This is a genomic window from Streptomyces sp. CA-111067, from assembly GCF_050956065.1.
Taxonomy (GTDB): domain Bacteria; phylum Actinomycetota; class Actinomycetes; order Streptomycetales; family Streptomycetaceae; genus Actinacidiphila.
The window spans coordinates 6,155,600-6,170,119 of the sequence record NZ_CP192103.1; the positions used below are offsets into that span (position 1 = coordinate 6,155,600).

A 14,520-nucleotide genomic window follows, 5' to 3' on the forward strand; every position below is an offset into this window, starting at 1 on the left:
AAGTCCCCATAGCCTGCGGGAGCACCGAACGGGAACGGCTCTTCCAAGAGCCCCCCTGGACGTGATGTAATAAGCAAGTCCGTTCCACCAGCCTTACGAGACGCCGAGAGGAGGCGAGCCCCGTGACCACGTTGATGAGCATCAGCAAAGCAACCGATCGTTCGGTGATCGCCACCTGCCCGCTCGGCATTTCGATGCACGGCACCCGTCTGGCCTCTGCCCGTCTCCTGGTCTCGCCGGCCAATGAGCGGAACGAGCGACCGATGCAGGCGTCCGCGGTAGCGGCGGCAGCGGCACAGGTTTCGGCCTATGCCTTTGCGGCGGCGGCCAACGACGCCGGCGCTGGTACCGCCGAGGGCGCCGCTGGTGCCAATGGATTCGCGAACGGACAGCAGAAGACGCAGCAGCACGGCAAGTGGGCCTTCCGCGGGCTCGAACCCTGGAGTGATCCAGCCTGATAGCGCATCAGGTCGGCACCTCAGGGCCGCGGAATCCCAGACCGGGATCCGCGGCCCTTCTGTTTTCTCCAGAACAGAGACACACCGAAGACCGGCTGACAAGCCGGACGACAGATGAGGAACGAACCAACCGTGCCTACCGCCCAGCACGCACAGTCCGGACTCTGTACCGACCTGAGCCACCCTCCCGCACAGCCCCCTTCGGAGACTCCCTTGCTGCCCCTGACTGAGCTTGACGACGAGATCGACCGCCTCGGCGTGCCCGTCCCCTGCCGGACCTACGACCCCGAGGTCTTCTTCGCGGAGACCCCGGCGGACGTGGAGTACGCCAAGTCGCTGTGCCAGACCTGTCCGGTCCGCGAGGCCTGCCTCGCCGGCGCCAAGGACCGCCGCGAGCCCTGGGGTGTCTGGGGCGGCGAGCTGTTCATCCAGGGCGTCGTCGTGCCCCGGAAGCGGCCCCGTGGCCGCCCGCGTAAGGACGCGGTCGCGGTATGAGCGCCAAGAACACCCGGCAGAAGCAGATCCCAGGAACGATCGACCATCCCTTCACCCACGACCCGATGAATCAGGCCCCGATGACTCCAGCACTGAGCGAACTCCCCGCACGTACCTCCGACGCCTACGCGTCGCACCAGAACAGGAACCTCGAAATGCAACTCATGCCAGAAGCACTGGCTCGTGCCCATATGCAACAGCGCCTCGCCGAGGCCGAACACGAACGCAGGTCGTTGCGGCTGGTCGCGGCCCGCAGGCTGCAACGGCGTGCCGAGCGTGCCTCCCTGCGCGCCCGCCGGGCGCTCGCCCTGGCCGTCATGCAGTAACCGTCCTGCGGTAACCCGCGACCCGCCGCGCCGGCGGGCGCGGGTAGGAGGTAGGCGGCGGCACAGGCGGAACCTCTTCGCGGGGCCGGTCCGAAAGGGCTGGCCCCGCGGTGCGTTATGCCGACAATCCGGGCGGACGGAGGTATCGTCGCCCGGTGGATCAGAAGAACTCTCAGACCACGACCACGACCACGACCACGACGTCAGCCACGGCCACGACCAGCTGCGCCCGCTGCGGGACCACCCGGGACGGCCTGCCGCTGACCTGGACCTGCTCCGTGGAGAACGGCCGCCGCGTCTACTTCTGCGACGAGTGCGGCCGCCGCCACCTGCGCAGCATCGAGGGGCGGCTCGACTCCGCCTGGTGGTAGCGCGGGGCGGCCGGGGGTCAGGCCGACTCCGCCGCCTTCTCCGGGTCGAAACCGGGCAGCCACTCCAGCAGCTCCGCGCGCAGCCGGACCACCGCGCCGAGCTGGCAGAGCACCCCGACCGTGCTCAGCGTCACCCGGTGGATCAGCAGATACGACGGCGGCAGGTTGAGCTGCTTGCCCAACTGGTGCGCGGGGGAGCGCGGATCGGCGATCCGGGCCGCCTGCGCCCGCATCCACGCCCGGTCGAAGGCGAACTCCTCGCGCCCGGCCGGCTCGATGATCGGCCGCAGGTAGTCCAGCACCGCGTCGGAGTCCAGCACGATGCTCGGCTTGACGAAGCCCTCCTCGCGCAGCATCCGGTGCACCCGGTCGGCGTCGCCCTCCAGGGCCAGCCGCAGCGCGGTGCCGATCGGCAGCGGCAGCCCCTCGGGCAGCCGGTCCACCGTGCCGAAGTCCAGCACGCCCAGCCGCCAGCCGGAGGCCGGACCGTCGTCCGTCAGCAGCCGGAAGTTGCCCGGGTGCGGGTCGGCGTGCAGCAGCCCGGTGCGGGCCGGGCCCGCGAACAGGAAGTGCGCCAGCAACTGCCCCGCCCGGTCGCGCATCTCCTGGTCGCCCCCGGAGATCACCTCCGACAGCGGCACCCCGTCCATCCACTCGGTGACCAGCACCTGATCCGCCTGGTGCACCACATCGGGCACCTCCACGTCCGGATCGCCGGCGAACTCCACCGCGTGGGTGTGCTGGGCCGCCGCCTCCAGTTCGTAGTCCAGCTCCTCCTCCACCCGGGCCCGCAGCTCGGCCAGCAGCGGCTTGACGTCCATCCCCGGGATCAGCGGCCCGAACAGCCTCGCCACCCGGCTCAGCTGCGCCAGGTCCGACAGCAGCGCGTCGCCGGCCCCCGGGTACTGGACCTTCACCGCCACCTTGCGCCCGTCGCTCCACACCGCCCGATGCACCTGCCCGATCGACGCCGCCGCGGCCGGCACGTCGTCGAACTCGGCGAAAAGCGACCGCCAGTCCTTGCCGAGACGCTCGGCCAGCACCCGGTGCACGGTGCGGGCCGGCATCGGCGGCGCGGCCTCCTGGAGCTTGGTGAGCGCGGCCCGGTAGGGGCCGGCCACATCCTCCGGCAGCGCCGACTCGAAGACCGACAGGGCCTGGCCGAACTTCATCGCGCCGCCCTTGAGCTCACCGAGCACCCGGAAGAGCTGGTCCGCGGTCCGCTCCTGGAGCTCGGTGGCGACCTCGTCGGCGGGTCTGCCGCCCAGTCGCTTGCCGATTCCGAGTGTGGCCCGTCCGGCGAACCCCAGGGGGAGCGCCGCGAGTTTCGCGGTACGGGTCACCGCCTTGCGCGGAAGATCAGACATGCGCTCCTCATTTCCCGTCGGTCACATGGCCATTGTGCCCCTCCCCACCGGCGGGCGGCCGTGTCCCGTGCCCGCGGGAGCGCCCCTTCCGGCCGCCGCCGGGGCCCCGCAGCCGCACCGGGAGTCGGCCGGCAGCGGCCACGACCGCTGGGAGAGCTGGGCGAGCGACAGCTCCACCCGTCCGCCCACGCTCGGTGGACGCCGGCCGTCCACATACGCCAGCAGATGCCCCGCGGCCAGCCCGGCGACCACCGCCGCCTGCGCCACGTCGCAGGCGGCCACCGCCGGCTGCCGCCCGGACCTGAGCTGCGCCAGCATCCGCGGCCAGGCCGGATCGCGGTCGGCCAGCCGCAGCCCCAGGCACTCCCCGCACGCCGTGCGCCCCGGCACCACCAGCGGACCCACCACCCCGGTCCCCTCGAGCACCCCGGTATAGAGGTGCGGCACCCCGGCGGCGACCATCCGGCGGGCCGCTTCCACGTCGGGCGCGTAGGCGAGCAGCCCGTCCCGCGGCGCGATCACCGTGACGGCCGTCCCGGCCGCCGCGCTGGGCCCGGCCCGCTCCCGCGGCCCCGGCGCCGCCCGTCTGACCGCGCCCCGCCCGGCCGCGTCCCGCCGCTCGCCGATGTGCTCGGCCGGGAATCCGCCCGGCGTCACGTCCCACGGCTCCACCCGCCCGCCGTCCAGCAGCTCCACCGCGCCGACCCCGGCCGCCGACAGCAGCGCCGCCAGCGCGGTGCCCACCCGCCCCGCCCCGTGCACCCGCACCCGTGACGCCCGCCGATGCCGTATCCGCGCCGCCGCCCCGCCCGGCCCCGGGTGGACCAGCGACAGCGCCGCCAGATCCGGCCGCAGCCGGTCGAGCGCCGACCCCCGGTGCCGTACCGTCCGCGAAAGCTTCCCGTGCGCCGCCGCGTCATCGAGCACCCCGCCCGCCGCGAGCACCCCGAGCAGCCGCCGCACCCGCTCCGGCGGCACCCCCAGCGCCCCCGCATCCCTGGTCAACGTCTGCGTCCCCCGCGTCCCGTCCAACAACCCCAAAAACCCCGCCGCCGCCCCGTCCACCGGCTCCAACACCACCGCATGCGCCGGATCCACCCCGAACTGCACACTCTCCCGATCCCGCCAACAAAGCCGCAGCGCACCCTTGAGCATCGGTCGCATGATTTCCCCTTTTCCTTCCCGGGTTCTCCCGGCCGATCACTGTCCGTGATCAGTGCAGCCAGCATGCCGGATTTCCGAGATCGGGCCGGAGGGTTATCCACAGGTTGTGGGGGATAGTCGTTCAATATGCGTACGAATCGAGGTGATTCCGATGCGAACCGGCCAGGAGACGGGACTTACCGGACTCGCAGCGGGTAACGTCGGAGGGTGTCCGCCGATCCAGTGCGAAAACTCGCCAGTCAGCCTGCCAGCGGCCTCCGGACGAGTGCGGTGGAAGTACGCCGCAGTGCTCGCCGCAGTCGAACGGTGTCCGCTTATCGCGACGGCGACCGTACCGTCGTTCTCATCCCGGCCAGGATGTCCGCCGCGGAGGAGCAGCGCTGGGTCGCCGTGATGCTCGACAAGCTCGCCGCGCAGGAGAGCCGCCGGATGCCCGGCGACGCGGAACTGGCCGCCCGTGCCGAGCGTCTGTCTGAGCAGTATCTGCACGCCCGGGCGGTTCCTGACACGGTCCGCTGGGTCACCAACCAGAACTCGCGCTGGGGCTCGTGCACCCCCTCTGAGGGCAGCATCCGGCTGTCCCACCGGCTCCAGGGCATGCCCGAGTACGTCATCGACTACGTCCTGCTGCACGAACTGGCGCACCTGCTGGTGCCCGGCCACGGGCCGAGCTTCTGGAAGCTGCTCGACGGCTACCCGCGCACCGAGCGGGCCCGCGGGTTCCTCGAAGGCGTGGTCGCGGTGGACCGGCTGCCCAATCCGCCCGGGGGCGCGGGGGAATAGCCGCTGTCGGCGCGACCGGTTAGCCTGTCGCCACGCACGGCAGTATGAGGGGATAGGGGACGGCTCATCCATGGCCAGGGAATTCCAGCGTGGTCACAAGGCCAAGATCAGTGATCTGACAGCGGGGACGGATCTCTATGTCGGCGTGCAGATCACCGGTCCCGGCCTGACGTTCGACATCAGCTGCTTCGGGCTCGACGACAAGGACCAGCTGTCGGACGACCGGTACTTCATCTTCTTCAACCAGCCCAAGTCGCCCGAGGAGTCGTTGCAGCTGCTCGGCGCGCAGGCCGGTGACAGCGAGTCCTTCCGGGTCACCCTCGACCGCGTGCCGGCCGCCGTGCAGCGGCTGTCCTTCACCGCCACGATCGACGGCGCCGGGCAGATGTCGCAGGTCGCGCCCGGCTACATCCGGATCGTGGCGGGCGGCGAGGAGGTCGCGCGCTACGCCTTCACCGGCGCGGAGTTCAGCACCGAGCGCGCGGTGATGCTCGCCGACATCTACCTCAAGGACGTCTGGCGGTTCGCCGCCGTCGGCCAGGGCTTCGACGGCGGCCTTGACGCGCTGCTGCGCAACTTCGGCGGCGAGGTCGCCGAGGAGGAGCCCGCCGCGCCGCAGGCCGCCCCCGGATTCGCGCCGCCGTCCGGTGGCGCGGCGCCCGGATTCGCGCCGCCGCCCGGCGGACCCGCGCCCGCGCCCTCCTTCGGCGCCCCGGCCCCCGCGCCCACCCCGCCGCCGGCCACCTCCTTCGGCGCGCCGGCCGCGCCCGCCGCCTCCCAGTCCATCCACCAGGCGCCGACCATGGCCGCCCCGCTGGCCCCGGCCCCGCCCGGGCCGCCCGGCCCGCCGCCCCCGTTCGGCCAGGTCCCCGGCCAGGCCCCGCCCGGCCAGCCGGCGTACCAGCAGCAGCCCCCGGGCCCGGGCGGCGGCCATCAGCCCCCCGGCTTCGGCGGTCAGCAGCCGCCGGGAAACCCGTTCGGCCAGCCGCAGCCGGCCGCGCCCGCGGTTCCCGCCGTCCCCACCCAGGGCGCCGGCCTCGCCGCCGCCATGCAGAAGTACCGCGAGCTGCCCACCGGCGAGCGCTGGCACGCGCAGAACCCCAAGATGATGCGCGCCGACCTCGGCCAGGGCAGCGGCCAGCCGGTGCTGGCCCGGCAGGGCAGCATGGTGCTCTACCAGGGCAAAGTCGATTTCAGCTACAAGGGCGCCGGTTTCACCGGCCGGATCGTCGGCAACGCCACCGGCCAGGAGATGCAGCTCATGCGCTGCTCGGGCGGCGGCCAGGTCTTCTTCGCGGAGAACGCCGCCTATCTGCACCCGATCGAACTCCAGGGCGACGCCATCTGCGTGTCGGCGGAGAACGTGCTGGCCTTCGACGAGAGCCTCCAGCACGAGGTGCGCCGGATCGAGGGGCACGGCATCCCCGGCGGCGCGCTGTTCACCATGCAGTTCCAGGGCACCGGCACCGTGATCGTCAAGACCCACGGCGTCCCCGTGGTGCTGCCGGTCACCCCGACCACCTACGCCGACAGCAACGCCATCGTCGCCTGGTCGGCGGCGGCCCAGGTGATCGTCTCCAGCCAGGTCAGGCTGCGCAGGACCGCGTATCCGGGCCACAGCGGCGAGACGGTGAACCTGCAGTTCCGCGCCGCGCCCGGCAACTTCATCGTCGTCCAGCCCTACGAGGTGTGACCCGCCATGGACCAGCAGATGATCGCGGGCTTCGCACCGGCACCGGTGGCCGCCAGGATGGCCAACCACGGCTCGTCGATGCTCAAGGTCGCCATGCAGACCGGCCAGGACCTGTTCGCCCGCACCGGCTCGATGGTCGCCTACGAGGGCTTCGTGCAGTATGAGCCGAACCCGCCGGCCGTCCGGCAGATGGCGTCGGCCTGGCTCACCGGTGAGTCGGCCCCGCTGATGAAGTGCAGCGGCGACGGCCTGCTCTACCTCGCCGACTACGGCGCCGACGTGGTCTGCCTCAACCTCAACAACGAGTCGGTGTCGGTCAACGGCACCAACCTGCTCGCCTTCGACGCCCATCTGACCTGGGGCGTCGAGCGGGTCAAGGGCCTGGCCAAGTTCGCCGGGCAGGGCCTGTTCAACGTCGGGGTCAGCGGCAACGGCTGGGTCGCGGTCACCTCGCGCGGCACCCCGATCGTGGTCGACTGCGGCAGCGGCGCGGACGAGACGTATGTCGATCCCGACGCGCTGGTCGCCTGGTCGTCCGGCCTGAAGATGAAGGCCAAGCGCAGCTTCAGGGCCGGGTCGCTGATCGGCCGCGGCAGCGGGGAGGCGTTCCAGATCGCCTTCTCCGGCCAGGGCTTCGTCGTCGTACAGCCCAGCGAGGACAGCACTGACCGCCTCCGGGTCCGAGGCTGAGGGGGAGCGACACATCATGCAGAGCCCGCTTTTCGCATACACCGAAGTCCAGAACGACGACCACTACAGCCTGCAGAACAGCTACCTGCTGCGGGTCCGCCTGGACGGCAACACCGGACCCGACTGCCTGGCCCGCAAGGGCTCGATGGTCGCCTACCAGGGCATGATCGAGTTCGACGGCGAGTACCAGTCGCAGCAGCAGCGCGGCGGCCGCCGGTTCACCGGCGAGGGACTGGACCTGATGCGCTGCTCGGGGCAGGGCACCGTCTACCTCGCCAACCTCGCCCAGCAGATCCACATCCTGGACGTCGACCAGGACGGCCTGACCGTGGACAGCGCGTATGTGCTGGCGCTCGACTCCGGGCTGCACTGGGACGTGATCGCGGTGGACAGCCAGTTCGGCCTGTCCGGCACCGGCGCCTACAACCTGAACATCTCGGGGCGCGGCAAGGTCGCCCTGATGACCTCGGGCAAGCCGCTGCTGATGCCGGTCACCCCCGACAAGTACGTGTCCTGCGACGCGGACGCGGTCGTCGCCTGGTCCACCGGCCTGCGGGTCCAGATGCAGGCGCAGACCAGCAGCTCGTCGGTCTTCCGCAGGCGCGGCAACACCGGCGAGGGCTGGGAGCTGAACTTCGTCGGCCAGGGCTACGTCCTGGTGCAGCCCAGCGAGCTGATGCCGCCGCAGAACGCGGTGATCGGCCAGGGCCTGCGCGCGCAGTACGGCGCCGGGCCGCAGGGCGCGCACGGGCAGAACCCGGGCAACATCTGGTCCAACCGGTAACCAGGCGCCCCCGGGCCGCAGGGTTCAGCCGCGGCCGGCCGCCCGCGCGCTCACAGCAGCGCGCGGGTGGCGGCCAGCAGGCGCTGTACGGAGTCGTCGGCGATCTCGCCGACCTCCTCGTAGCCGAACCACCGCAGGTCCAGCGACTCCTCGCTGATCGCCTCGACCGCGCCGGGCGGGGCGAGCACCGCGTACTCCACATCCAGATGCCAGGCGCAGGGCGTCAGATGCCGGTCGAGCCTGACCGGCTCCGGGCGCAGCAGCCGCAGCCCCTCGATGCCCGACTCCTCGGCGCTCTCCCGCAGCGCGGCCTGCCCGAGCGAGCCGTCCTCCGGCTCGCAGTGGCCGCCGGTCTGCAGCCACATCCGGATCTTGGCGTGCAGGGTGAGCAGCACCCGCTCCCGGGACGGATCGACGATCAGGGCGCTCGCCGTGAGATGGCCCGCCTTGCACGGCTTCCACATCCCGTCCGGATGCGCGGCCAGGTGGTCCAGATACTCCGCGCGCAGCTTCTCCTGGCCGGAATCGGGCGCGCTCCAGCGTTCCAGGACGTTGACGGCGTCCGCGTGCAGGTCGGTCACTTCGCCGCGTCGCCGTCCTCGTCGTCCTGGCCGACGTCCTTGCCGTCATCCTTGGTGCCGCCCGTGGCGCCGTCCGCCTCTTGGCCGCCCTTCCCGCCGGCGGAGCCAGCGACGCCCTTCGCCGCCTCGCCGAGCATCTTGTCCAGCTCGGAGAAGTCCAGCGACTCGCGGTGCACGAACCCGTCGGGGTCGTCCAGGTCCTCGGCGGTCGGCAGCATGTCCGGGTGCGCCCACAGCGCGTCCCGCCCGTCCACACCGTGCGCGTCGGTGAGCGAGGCCCACAGCCGGGAGGCGTCCCGCAGCCGGCGCGGGCGCAGTTCGAGGCCGATCAGGGTGGCGAAGGTCTGCTCGGCCGGGCCGCCGGTGGCGCGCCGCCGCCGCAGGGTCTCGCGCAGCGCTCCGGCGGACGGCAGATGCGGGGCCGCGGCGGCGTGCACCACCGCGTCGACCCAGCCCTCGACCAGCGCGAGGGCGGTTTCCAGCCGGGCCAGCGCCGCCTTCTGCTCCGGGGTGTCCTCGGGCTGGAACATGCCCTGCTGCAAAGCCTCCTGCAACTGCTCGGGCTGCGTCGGGTCGAGCTGTCCGACGGCCTCCTCGAGCCGCGCGGTGTCGACCTTGATGCCGCGCGCGTAGCCCTCCACCGCGCCGAACAGATGCGACCGCAGCCACGGCACATGGGCGAAGAGCCGCTGGTGGGCGGCCTCGCGCAGCGCCAGGTAGAGCCGCACCTCCTCCTGCGGGACGCCGAGGCCGTCACCGAACGCCTTGACGTTCACCGGCAGCAGCGCGGCCTTGCCGGCCGGGCCGAGCGGCAGGCCGACGTCGGTGGAGCCGACCACCTCGCCGGCCAGGGTGCCGAGCGCCTGGCCGATCTGGGAGCCGAACATCGCGCCGCCCATGGAGCGCATCATCCCGAGCAGCGGGCCGGTCATGGCCTGCATCTCCTCGGGCAGCACATCGCCCATCGCGCCCGCGACCCGCTCCGCGACCGGATCGACCAGCTCCTTCCACACCGGCAGGGTGGCCTCGACCCACTCCGCCCGGCTCCACGCCACCGCGGCGCCGGAGCCCGAGGGCAGCGAGGTGGTGCCGTCCAGCCACAGGTCGGCCAGCCGGACCGCCTCCTCGACCCAGGCACGGTCGGAGCGGCCCACGGAGGAGTCCTTCACGCCGTCGGCGGTGCCCTGCGCCACGGTCTGCCGGGCGATGTCCTTGGCCATCTCCCAGTTCACCGGGCCGCCGTCGTAGGACAGCATCTGGCCGAGCTGCTGGAAGGCGGCGCCCAGATCGTTGGGGTTCAGCGAGCCGAACATGGCCGCGAACGGGTTGTCGCCGCCGCCTGCGCCGAAGGGCGAGCCGCCGCCGAAGCCGAACGGATTGGGCGGGCCGCCCTGGCCGTCGCCCTGGTTGCCGCTCTGGCCGTCTCCCTTGTGCTGCTTGCCGTCGTCCCCGTCCTCAGGCTCCTCGGGAGGGACGCCGAATCCGAATGGGGTGTCGCTCACGGGATTCCTCGGCTCTGTGTGTGGTGGCTCTGTGTGTCTTGGTCGTGTCGTGGTCGGTTCTGAAACGCGCGTGCGGTGTGCGGGCTCTTACTCCAGCCTAGACACCTGTCAGGCAGGATGGCTGCGTACCGATGTCATACGGCAGCCGCACTCCGTACGCGAAGCACCCGTCGTGCGCCAGACAACCTCGTACCTGAAACAACCGTGGGAGACACCCGGTGAGTTCCCCAGAAGCACACGTTCGCCCAGAGCGGAGCGCCGGCAAGGGCTCCGCAGGCCCGGTGGTGGCGATCACCGGTGCGGCCTCGGGCATCGGGCTCCACCTGGCACTTCGCCTCGTGGAGTCCGACGAGGTCAAGAAGGTGGTGGCGATCGACGAACGGCGCGGAGAGGTGCCGGGCGCCACCTGGCGGGTGCTCGACGTCCGGGACCCGGCCATCGCCGACAAGCTGCGCGGCGCGGACGTCGTGGTGCACCTCGCGCTGGACTTCGACCTGGAGTCCGACGCGAAGGCGCGGTCCGCCTTCAATGTGCGCGGCACGCAGACTGTGCTGACCGCCGCAGCTGCGGCCGGTGTGCACCGGGTGGTGCTCTGCACCTCTGCGATGGTCTACGGCGCCCAGGCCGACAACGACGTGCCGCTCGCCGAGGACGCGCCGCTGCGCGCCACCTCTGAGGCGAGTTTCGTGGACGACCTGCTGGAGATCGAGCGGCTCGGCCGCCGGGCGCCGCGCGCCCACCCCGGCCTCAATGTGACGATCCTGCGCCCCGCGGTGCTGGTCGGCGGCACGGACACCGCGCTGACCCGCTACTTCGAGTCGCCGCGGCTGCTGGTGGTGGCCGGCAGCCGCCCCTGCTGGCAGTTCTGCCACATCGACGACCTGGTGTCGGCGCTCGAGTACGCCGTCCTGGACAAGGTGGACGGCGAGATGGCCGTCGGCTGCGACGGGTGGCTGGAGCAGGAGGAGGTCGAGGAGCTGACCGGGATCAGGCGGATGGAGCTGCCGCCGGCCATCGCCTTCGGCGCCGCGTCCCGGCTGCACCGGCTCGGCCTGACCCCCTCGCCGGCCGGCGACCTCGCGTACACGATGCATCCGTGGGTGGTCAGCGGCAGCCGGCTGCACGAGGCGGGCTGGCGGCCGCACTGGACGAACGAGGAGGTGCTCGCCGAACTTCTCGCGGAGGTCGCGGGCCGCAACTCCGTCGCCGGGCGCAGGCTCGGCCGCAAGGACGCCACGACGCTGGGCGCGGCGAGCGCGACGGTGGCGCTGGTCGGCACGGCGGCCCTGGTGCGCAGGGCCCGCAAGCGCCGCGGCATCTGACCCGGCCCCCAGCGCCTGCCGGGCCGCCCAGCCGTCCGCCCGGCACCCACCACCTGCCGGGCACCCACCACCCACCGGCCGCCGGCCCGGCCGGCCCCCTTTCGCTCGCCGGCCCGGCCCGGGGCTCCCGCTCGCGGCGCGCAATAATGGAAGCCCCTTTCCGTATCGCGGGCAGATGAGGCAGCATGAGCCGCATGACACCCACCCACGACGAGCCCGGCGGCCCCCTGCGGCTGCTGGAGATCCGCGACACCCCGCTGTCGGTCGACGAGGTCTTCGCCGCGGTCGGCGACGACGCGGCCGGCGGCACCGCGCTCTTCGTCGGCACCGTGCGCGACCACGACGGCGGCTCCGGCGCCGAGGTCACCGGGCTGTCGTACTCCGCGCACCCCAGCGCGGCGGCGGAGCTGCGCCAGGTCGCGGAGAAGGTCGCCGCCGACTTCCCGGTGCGCGCTCTTGCGGCCGTCCACCGAGTGGGTGATCTGCGGGTGGGCGACATCGCGGTCGTGGTGGCCGTCAGCTGCCCGCACCGGGGCGAGGCGTTCGAGGCATGCCGGCGGCTGATCGACGATCTCAAGGCCGCCGTACCGATCTGGAAGCACCAGACGTTCGGCGACGGCACCGAGGAGTGGGTCGGCGTCTAGAAGGCTCCCGCGGCCCCGCCGGTCCGCCCGGGTGCGCGAGACGCGGTTGCGTAACCCCGCGCCCCGCCGGAACGTTGGTCCACTGAGTGGTTAATCTGCTCATAGGTCCGTTTTGGTGTACATGGGGTCGGGAGTCCGCTGTGGGAGCACTCGCTTGGTTGATCATTCCGGTGCTGGCGGCCGTCGTCGCCGCGCTCTGGGGCCGCTGGGCCGCCCGTACCCGGCAGACCAGGGACGGCGCGTCCCTCGCGGGCTACGAGCGGTTCAGGCAGGCCATGCAGGGCGGCCACGGCGGCGGCCCCGGCCCGCGCGGCGGAGCGGCGGAGAGCGCGGACACCGAGGCGGCCTGACGGTCCGCCGCCGGGCCCGTACGACCACCCGCCCCGGGCCCGTACGACCACCCGCCCCGGCCCGTGGGGCGACCCGTACGGGCTACCCGTCCGGACTCACCCGGCGGGCCGGTTGTCGGACCGGTCACGTAGTGTCGTGCCATGCCACGCCGCACCGCGACGCTGCTCGCCTCGACCCTGACGCTGATAGCGCTGCTGTGCGTCGCACTGCTGGTGCCCACGCCGTATGCCGAGATGTCACCCGGCCCCACGGTCAACACGCTGGGCAGCTACGAGGGCGACAAGGTGATCCAGATCACCGGCCGTACGACGTACCCGACCACCGGCAACCTCAACATGACGACCGTCCGGGTGACCGGCGCGGACTACCACATCAACCTGGTGGAGTCGGTGCTCGGCTGGATCAGGCACGACGACAAGGTCGTGGAGCACAACACGCTCTACCCGCCCGGCCAGACCGCGCAGGAGGCCGACCAGCAGAATGCCGAGGAGTTCAGCCAGTCCCAGGACAGCGCCAAGGTGTCCGCGCTGGAGGAGCTGAAGATCCCGGTGCCGTCGCGGATCATCGTGGCCTCGGTGCTCGAGCGCGGCGCCTCGCAGGGCCTGCTGCACGCCGGTGACGTGATCAAGGCGGTGGACGGCACCCCGATCAAGGCGGAGGAGGACGTCTCCGCCGCCGTCACCAAGCACAAGCCCGGCGAGAAGGTGGTCTTCACGGTGGTCAGGGCCGCCGACGCCAAGACCAAGGCGAACGCCGACCGCACCCAGCAGGTGACGATCACCACCAGGAAGTCCGACGACGAGCTGCCCTCCCGCGCGGTCGTCGGCATCTCGGCCGGCGTCGAGCACCTCTTCCCGTTCACCATCGACATCAAGCTCGCCGACGTCGGCGGCCCGAGCGCCGGCATGATGTTCGCGCTCGGCATCGTGGACGAGCTCACCCCCGGCAGCCTCACCGGCGGCAAGTTCGTGGCCGGCACCGGCACCATCGAGGACGACGGGAAGGTCGGCCCGATCGGCGGCATCAGCCTCAAGACGATCGGTGCCCGCAACCAGGGCGCGAAGTACTTCCTCACCCCGGCCGACAACTGCGAGGAGGCCGCCAAGGACATCCCGAGCGGCCTGACCCTGGTCAAGGTCACCTCGCTCGACGACGCCCTGGCGGCGCTCAAGAACATCAAGGCCGGCGACACCGCCGCGCTGCCCGGCTGCTCCAAGAGCTGACTCCAGGAGCTGATCCCAGGAGCCGGCTCCAGGGGCTGAGCCGGGCGCCGGCGCCCGGCCCCCGACCCGTCTTCCCGGAAGCTACGCCTCGAAGGTCGCGGTCAGCGCGTCCGCGAGCCCCGGCACCAGGTCGGCACCCGTCAGCACCTCCGTCGCGGAGTCCTTCGCCCGCAGCCGCACCGCCGACTCCCTGGCGCCGTCCCGCAGCACCCCGACCGTCATCCGCACCTCCTGCCGCTCCGGGTGCTCGGCCACCCAGGAGGCGAGCGCCGCCTCGTCCAGGTCCTCGGGGATCGCGGTCTCCGCGGACGGCGGCAGCATCAGCCGCTCCACGGTGAGCGCGCAGCCCGCGATCACCTCGGGCCAGGCGATGGTGGCGAGGAACTCGTCGAGCGCGGTGCCGGCCGGCAGCTCGTCCTGCTCGATCGGCGTCAGACCGCCGGTGGCGCTCTCCTCTCCCAGCCCCAGCTGGTCGGCCAGCGCGGGTTCCTCGGTACGCAGTTGGGCGGTGTCGACAAGGGCGAACAGCCGTGCGGGCCGGTCCCAGCCCAGGCCCGACGCATACTCGTCGATTTCCAGTACGGCACGGGTCAGCGGGTTGGCCGCCAGCGGGGTGCCCTCGGTCGCAGTGTTGGACATGGCAATATCCTGCCCCTTCCCCCACCGGAATCGGGAACCGGCCAAAGCATCGCGAAGTTGCACCAGTGGGCGTCCGACTCGGGGCACCCGCGGAGAACCCACGATTTCGAGGTGCGCACCCTTGGTG

Annotated in this window: 17 protein-coding genes; 12 read left to right on the top strand and 5 right to left on the bottom strand. The window is 72.1% G+C overall.

What is annotated here, in order from left to right; translation table 11 throughout:
- Nucleotides 1–122 precede the first annotated feature (122 nt).
- The 4 genes from ACQPW6_RS27240 to ACQPW6_RS27255 all read left to right on the top strand — a co-directional run bounded on the left by ACQPW6_RS27240 (nucleotide 123) and on the right by ACQPW6_RS27255 (nucleotide 1,650).
- Nucleotides 123–458 (top strand): hypothetical protein, encoded by a 336-nt coding sequence (locus ACQPW6_RS27240; protein ID WP_433892318.1) that lies wholly within the window; start codon nucleotides 123–125, stop codon nucleotides 456–458.
- Nucleotides 459–572: 114 nt separating this feature from the next.
- On the top strand, nucleotides 573–953 hold the full coding sequence (locus tag ACQPW6_RS27245; protein ID WP_433892319.1) for a WhiB family transcriptional regulator: 381 nt from the start codon (nucleotides 573–575) through the stop codon (nucleotides 951–953).
- Nucleotides 950–1,279, top strand: coding sequence for a hypothetical protein (locus tag ACQPW6_RS27250; protein WP_433892320.1), 330 nt, complete (start codon nucleotides 950–952; stop codon nucleotides 1,277–1,279). Before ACQPW6_RS27245 ends, ACQPW6_RS27250 begins: the two co-directional genes overlap by 4 nt.
- 155 nt (nucleotides 1,280–1,434) lie before the next feature.
- Nucleotides 1,435–1,650, top strand: coding sequence for a hypothetical protein (locus ACQPW6_RS27255; protein ID WP_433892321.1), 216 nt, complete (start codon nucleotides 1,435–1,437; stop codon nucleotides 1,648–1,650).
- A gap of 17 nt (nucleotides 1,651–1,667) precedes the next feature.
- Here ACQPW6_RS27255 and ACQPW6_RS27260 read toward each other — a convergent pair whose 3' ends face one another.
- Together ACQPW6_RS27260 and ACQPW6_RS27265 are read right to left on the bottom strand one after the other, a co-directional pair.
- On the bottom strand, nucleotides 1,668–3,017 hold the full coding sequence (locus ACQPW6_RS27260; RefSeq protein WP_433892322.1) for an ABC1 kinase family protein: 1,350 nt from the start codon (nucleotides 3,015–3,017) through the stop codon (nucleotides 1,668–1,670).
- 21 nt (nucleotides 3,018–3,038) lie between these two features.
- Nucleotides 3,039–4,022, bottom strand: a complete 984-nt coding sequence (locus tag ACQPW6_RS27265) for a TOMM precursor leader peptide-binding protein (protein WP_433892323.1) — start codon at nucleotides 4,020–4,022, stop codon at nucleotides 3,039–3,041.
- 366 nt (nucleotides 4,023–4,388) lie between these two features.
- Between ACQPW6_RS27265 and ACQPW6_RS27270 the strand changes: the two genes are divergently transcribed.
- The 4 genes from ACQPW6_RS27270 to ACQPW6_RS27285 all read left to right on the top strand — a co-directional run bounded on the left by ACQPW6_RS27270 (nucleotide 4,389) and on the right by ACQPW6_RS27285 (nucleotide 8,131).
- On the top strand, nucleotides 4,389–4,964 hold the full coding sequence (locus ACQPW6_RS27270) for a M48 metallopeptidase family protein (RefSeq protein WP_433892324.1): 576 nt from the start codon (nucleotides 4,389–4,391) through the stop codon (nucleotides 4,962–4,964).
- A 70-nt stretch (nucleotides 4,965–5,034) separates the two neighbouring features.
- Nucleotides 5,035–6,657, top strand: coding sequence for a TerD family protein (locus tag ACQPW6_RS27275; RefSeq protein ID WP_433892325.1), 1,623 nt, complete (start codon nucleotides 5,035–5,037; stop codon nucleotides 6,655–6,657).
- Between the two features lie 6 nt (nucleotides 6,658–6,663).
- Complete coding sequence (locus ACQPW6_RS27280; RefSeq protein WP_433892326.1) at nucleotides 6,664–7,347, top strand: AIM24 family protein; 684 nt, start codon at nucleotides 6,664–6,666, stop codon at nucleotides 7,345–7,347.
- A gap of 16 nt (nucleotides 7,348–7,363) precedes the next feature.
- On the top strand, nucleotides 7,364–8,131 hold the full coding sequence (locus ACQPW6_RS27285) for an AIM24 family protein (RefSeq protein ID WP_433892327.1): 768 nt from the start codon (nucleotides 7,364–7,366) through the stop codon (nucleotides 8,129–8,131).
- Between the two features lie 50 nt (nucleotides 8,132–8,181).
- Here ACQPW6_RS27285 and ACQPW6_RS27290 read toward each other — a convergent pair whose 3' ends face one another.
- On the bottom strand, nucleotides 8,182–8,712 hold the full coding sequence (locus tag ACQPW6_RS27290; RefSeq protein WP_433892328.1) for an NUDIX hydrolase: 531 nt from the start codon (nucleotides 8,710–8,712) through the stop codon (nucleotides 8,182–8,184).
- A complete protein-coding gene (locus tag ACQPW6_RS27295; protein ID WP_433892329.1) occupies nucleotides 8,709–10,214 on the bottom strand; it encodes a zinc-dependent metalloprotease in 1,506 nt (501 codons plus the stop codon). Before ACQPW6_RS27295 ends, ACQPW6_RS27290 begins: the two co-directional genes overlap by 4 nt.
- A 218-nt stretch (nucleotides 10,215–10,432) precedes the next feature.
- Between ACQPW6_RS27295 and ACQPW6_RS27300 the strand changes: the two genes are divergently transcribed.
- The 4 genes from ACQPW6_RS27300 (at nucleotide 10,433) to ACQPW6_RS27315 (ending at nucleotide 13,754) form a co-directional block, all read left to right on the top strand.
- Nucleotides 10,433–11,536 carry an SDR family oxidoreductase gene (locus ACQPW6_RS27300; protein ID WP_433892330.1) on the top strand — a complete coding sequence of 368 codons (1,104 nt, stop codon included), beginning with the start codon at nucleotides 10,433–10,435 and terminating at the stop codon, nucleotides 11,534–11,536.
- A gap of 185 nt (nucleotides 11,537–11,721) precedes the next feature.
- On the top strand, nucleotides 11,722–12,180 hold the full coding sequence (locus ACQPW6_RS27305) for a molybdenum cofactor biosynthesis protein MoaE (protein WP_433892331.1): 459 nt from the start codon (nucleotides 11,722–11,724) through the stop codon (nucleotides 12,178–12,180).
- 140 nt (nucleotides 12,181–12,320) lie between these two features.
- Nucleotides 12,321–12,530, top strand: a complete 210-nt coding sequence (locus tag ACQPW6_RS27310) for a hypothetical protein (RefSeq protein ID WP_433892332.1) — start codon at nucleotides 12,321–12,323, stop codon at nucleotides 12,528–12,530.
- A gap of 141 nt (nucleotides 12,531–12,671) precedes the next feature.
- Nucleotides 12,672–13,754, top strand: a complete 1,083-nt coding sequence (locus tag ACQPW6_RS27315; protein WP_433892333.1) for a YlbL family protein — start codon at nucleotides 12,672–12,674, stop codon at nucleotides 13,752–13,754.
- 81 nt (nucleotides 13,755–13,835) lie between these two features.
- On the opposite strand, the gene ACQPW6_RS27320 is transcribed toward ACQPW6_RS27315, so the two are convergent.
- A complete protein-coding gene (locus tag ACQPW6_RS27320) occupies nucleotides 13,836–14,393 on the bottom strand; it encodes a PPA1309 family protein (RefSeq protein ID WP_433892334.1) in 558 nt (185 codons plus the stop codon).
- Between the last annotated feature and the right edge of the window lie 127 nt (nucleotides 14,394–14,520).

Excerpts from the sequence above, each read along its gene's own strand:
- ACQPW6_RS27245 (WP_433892319.1), top strand. The coding sequence starts at position 573 with ATGAGGAACGAACCAACCGTGCCTACCGCCCAGCACGCACAGTCCGGA.
- ACQPW6_RS27250 (WP_433892320.1), top strand. The coding sequence starts at position 950 with ATGAGCGCCAAGAACACCCGGCAGAAGCAGATCCCAGGAACGATCGAC.
- ACQPW6_RS27260 (WP_433892322.1), bottom strand. The coding sequence starts at position 3,017 with ATGTCTGATCTTCCGCGCAAGGCGGTGACCCGTACCGCGAAACTCGCG.
- ACQPW6_RS27275 (WP_433892325.1), top strand. The coding sequence starts at position 5,035 with ATGGCCAGGGAATTCCAGCGTGGTCACAAGGCCAAGATCAGTGATCTG.
- ACQPW6_RS27280 (WP_433892326.1), top strand. The coding sequence starts at position 6,664 with ATGGACCAGCAGATGATCGCGGGCTTCGCACCGGCACCGGTGGCCGCC.
- ACQPW6_RS27285 (WP_433892327.1), top strand. The coding sequence starts at position 7,364 with ATGCAGAGCCCGCTTTTCGCATACACCGAAGTCCAGAACGACGACCAC.
- ACQPW6_RS27305 (WP_433892331.1), top strand. The coding sequence starts at position 11,722 with ATGAGCCGCATGACACCCACCCACGACGAGCCCGGCGGCCCCCTGCGG.
- ACQPW6_RS27315 (WP_433892333.1), top strand. The coding sequence starts at position 12,672 with ATGCCACGCCGCACCGCGACGCTGCTCGCCTCGACCCTGACGCTGATA.
- ACQPW6_RS27320 (WP_433892334.1), bottom strand. The coding sequence starts at position 14,393 with ATGTCCAACACTGCGACCGAGGGCACCCCGCTGGCGGCCAACCCGCTG.